The 3,443-nt window shown below is 73.1% G+C and carries 2 protein-coding genes; both read right to left on the reverse strand.

Annotated features, from left to right (window positions below):
* Positions 1–53: 53 nt before the first annotated feature.
* Complete coding sequence (locus ACOJTC_RS00035) at positions 54–1,568, reverse strand: FAD-dependent monooxygenase (RefSeq protein ID WP_420115236.1); 1,515 nt, start codon at positions 1,566–1,568, stop codon at positions 54–56.
* Between the two features lie 11 nt (positions 1,569–1,579).
* A partial coding sequence (locus tag ACOJTC_RS00040) for an SDR family NAD(P)-dependent oxidoreductase (protein ID WP_420115237.1) occupies positions 1,580–3,443 on the reverse strand: 1,864 nt, incomplete at its 5' end.

Consider the following 3,443-nt stretch of genomic DNA (forward strand, 5'->3'; position numbering starts at 1 on the left):
GCCCCCCCCCCCCCCCCCGCCGCCGGCGCCCCCCCCCCCCCCCCCACGACCGGTCACCCGGCCGGCTCACCGAACCACGACTTGAGCGCGCCGGACAGCCCCTCGGCATCCGAGACCGGATCCCCGGCCCAGGCGACGTGACCGTCCGGACGCACCAGGACGGCATCCGCCAGGATCTCCCCGGTGGGCTCCGCGCGAACCGCGTCGACCCGGTCGCCCAGCGCCGCCAGGGTGCGCCGGGTCGGCACCGGCGTCCGGCCGCCGAGGTCCAGGTAGACGCCGCGCCCGGCATGGTGCAGGTCGGCCACGCAGGTCGATGTCGCCGAGCCCCCCGCCGTACCGGCCAGCGGTCGGACGCCGGCCAGCGGCACGTGCGGCAGGCGGCGGCCCACCGGAACCGGGCCGCACGGCTCCACCCCGACGTCGTACCGGACGTCGAGCCCGGTCGACAGCTCCAGCAGGTAGGTGTTCACCTGCGGCAGCCGCAGCAGCTCGGCGAACAGGCCGCGCAGCGGCGTCACCCGGTCGATCGGATGGATCAGGGCGAGCTGCGCGTCGGTGGCATCCGCCGCGCGTACCGCCTGCGGGTGACGCTCCTCGTGGTAGGTGTCCAGCAGGCCGGGCCGACCCCAGCCGGACAGCTCCGCGGCGAGCTTCCAGCCCAGGTTGACGGCGTCCTGCAGACACAGGTTGAGCCGGAGACCGGCCAACGGATAGAAGGTGTGCGCCGAGTCGCCGGCCAGGAAGACCCGGCCGCTGCGCATCCGGTCCGCCGTCCGGGTCTGCCCGCCGTACCGGCGTACCCAGCGCACCGGCACGTCCGGCAACTCCGCGCCGGTGAGCCGGGCGACCGCCGCGCGCAGCTCGGCTGTCGTCGGCGCGGTGTCGGCGGGGGGCGCGACGTCGAACTCCGCCGTGATGACCCGCAGCAGCTCCGGCCCGACCGGCACCGCCGAGTAGACGCCCCCACCGGGGCAGAACCGTGACCCACGGTGTTCCGGGGCCAGCTCCGCGACGGCGATCTCGACGTCGGCCACCAGACCGCAGTTCGCCGGGCCCGCACCGGGGAAGGCGATGCCGGCGGCCGCGCGCACCGTGCTGTCCTCACCGTCGGCCGCCACCAGGAAGCTGCCGTGCAGGTGGTACTCGCCGTCGGCGGTGCCGACCCGGACCCGTACGCCGTCGTCGTCCTGGGTGAAGGCCGTCACCCGGTGGCCCCGGCGCACATCGGCCCCACGGGCCACGGCGGCCTCGTCGAGCCGGCGCGCGATGAACTGGTGCCCGAGCAGCATGGCCGGCAGATGTCGGCCGGAGAGCGCCGACATGTCCAGCCACATCAGCGAGAAGTGCGTGCCCTGCACGGGGGAGACGTGCCCGCGTAGCCCGGCGAGCAGGCCCCGCTGGTCGAGCAGTTCGGCGGTGGTGGTGTTGATCGCCTGCCCGGGTGACTCGTCGGTCAGGTCGGGGCTGCGCTCCAGCACGACGACGTCGATCCCCCACAGGGCCAGCTCGTGCGCCAGCATGAGCCCGGTCAGGCTCCCTCCGGCGATGATCACTGGTGCGGTCATGTGCGACTCCTTCAGCCGATGCCGAGTTCGTTGTCGATCAGGTCGAAGATCTCGTCGTCGGTCGCCGTCGAGATCGCGGTCACCTCGTCACCGGTGTCCGCCACCAGGGCGGACCGCTGCTCCTCCACCCGGTCGAGGAAGCCGGCCAGCCGGCCGGACAGCCGGCCCATCGCCGCGGCGGACGGTGCCGCCGCCGACAGGTCGGAGGTCAACCGGTCCAACTCGGCGAACAGCACCGCGAACGGGTCCCGCTCCTGCGGTGTCAACCGGTCGCCGAGGTGCCGGGCCAGCTGTGCCGGGCTCGGGTGGTCGAAGATCAGACTGGCCGAGAGCCGTAGCTGGGTCGCCGTGGCGAGCCGGTTACGCAGTTCCACCGCCGTGAGCGAGTCGATGCCGAGGTCCCGGAACTGCCGCTCCGGGGCGATGCCCGCCGCCCCGGCATGCCCCAGGGTGATCGCCGCGTTCTCACAGACCAGGGTCAGGAGCAGGTCGTGCCGGTCGGCGTCGGTGAGCCCGGCGAGCCGTTCGGGCAGCGGCCGGACCGCCGCCGGTGCGTCCTGCGGCGACGCGTCCACGCCGACCGGCCCGGTCAACGCCCGGAACAGTGGCGCGAGCAGCCCGTCGCGGGCCCGCGCGGTGAGGGTGGGCAGGTACAGCCCCATCGCGACGGTCACCGGTTGGCCCAGGGTGACGGCCGCGTCGAGCGCCGCCAGGCCGTCGGCGACGTCCATCGGTCGTACGCCGATCCGGCTGAGCCGTTGCAGGTCCTGTTCCTGCAGGCCGGCCCCCATCCCCGACTCGGTGTGCCACAGGCCCCACGCGATCGTCGTGCCGGCCAGCCCCATGGTGTGCCGGTGGTGCGTCAACGCGTCCTGGAACGTGTTGGCGGCGGCGTAGTTGGCCTGGCCGGCGTTGCCTAGGGTCCCGGTGGCGCTGCCGAAAACGACGAGATTCACCTCGGGGTGGTGTTGGAGTGCGGTGTGGAGGGTGTGGGTGGTGTCGATTTTGGCGGTGAGGGTGGTGTGGAGGGTGTGGGGGGTTTGGGTGGTGAGGGGGGTGTCGTGGAGGGTGCCGGCGGTGTGGATGACGGTGGTGAGGGGGTGGGTGGTGGGGATGGTGGTGAGGAGTTGGTGGAGTTGGTGGGGTTGGGTGGGGTCGTATTGGGCGGTGGTGGTGGTTGTTCCGTGGGTGTGGAGTTCGGTGGTGAGGGGGGTGAGGGTGTCGGGGTTTCCTCGGGTGGTGAGCAGGAGGTGGTGGTGGGGGTGGGTGGTGGCGAGGTGTCGTGCGGTGTGGGTGGCGAGGGCGCCGGTGGCGCCGGTGATGAGGATGGTGCCGCGTTGCGGCCGGGGGGCGGGGATGGTCAGTGCGATCTTGCCGGTGTGTCGGGCCTGGCTGAGGTGCCGTAGGGCGTCGGGGGCGTTGGTGGCGGGCCAGCAGGTGACGGGTAGGGCGGGTAGGGCGTTGGTGGTGATGAGGTGGGTGAGGGTGGTGAGGAGTTGGTGGATGCGGGTGGGTCCGGCGTCGAGGAGGTCGTAGGGCTGGTAGGTGAGGTGGGGGTGGGTGGTGGTGATGGTGTGGGGGTCGCGGATGTCGGTCTTGCCGATCTCCAGGAAGGTGCCCCCCTCGGCCAGCAGCGCGAGGCTGGTGTCCACGTGCTCGTGGGTCAGCGTGTTCAGGACGACGTCGACACCGTCGGGATCGGTCTGCCGGATGCGTCCGCCGTACGCCGTCGTCCGGGAGTCGTGGATGTGGGAGTCCGGCACGCCGAGCGCGCTGAGGGTGGCCTGCTTGGGCGCGCTCGCGGTGGTGTGCACGGTGGCCCCGAGGTGCCGGGCGTAGTGCAGGGCGGCCATCCCGACCCCGCCGGTCGCGGTG

This window comes from Micromonospora sp. (assembly GCF_048594385.1).
Classification (GTDB): Bacteria; Actinomycetota; Actinomycetes; order Mycobacteriales; family Micromonosporaceae; genus Micromonospora; species Micromonospora wenchangensis.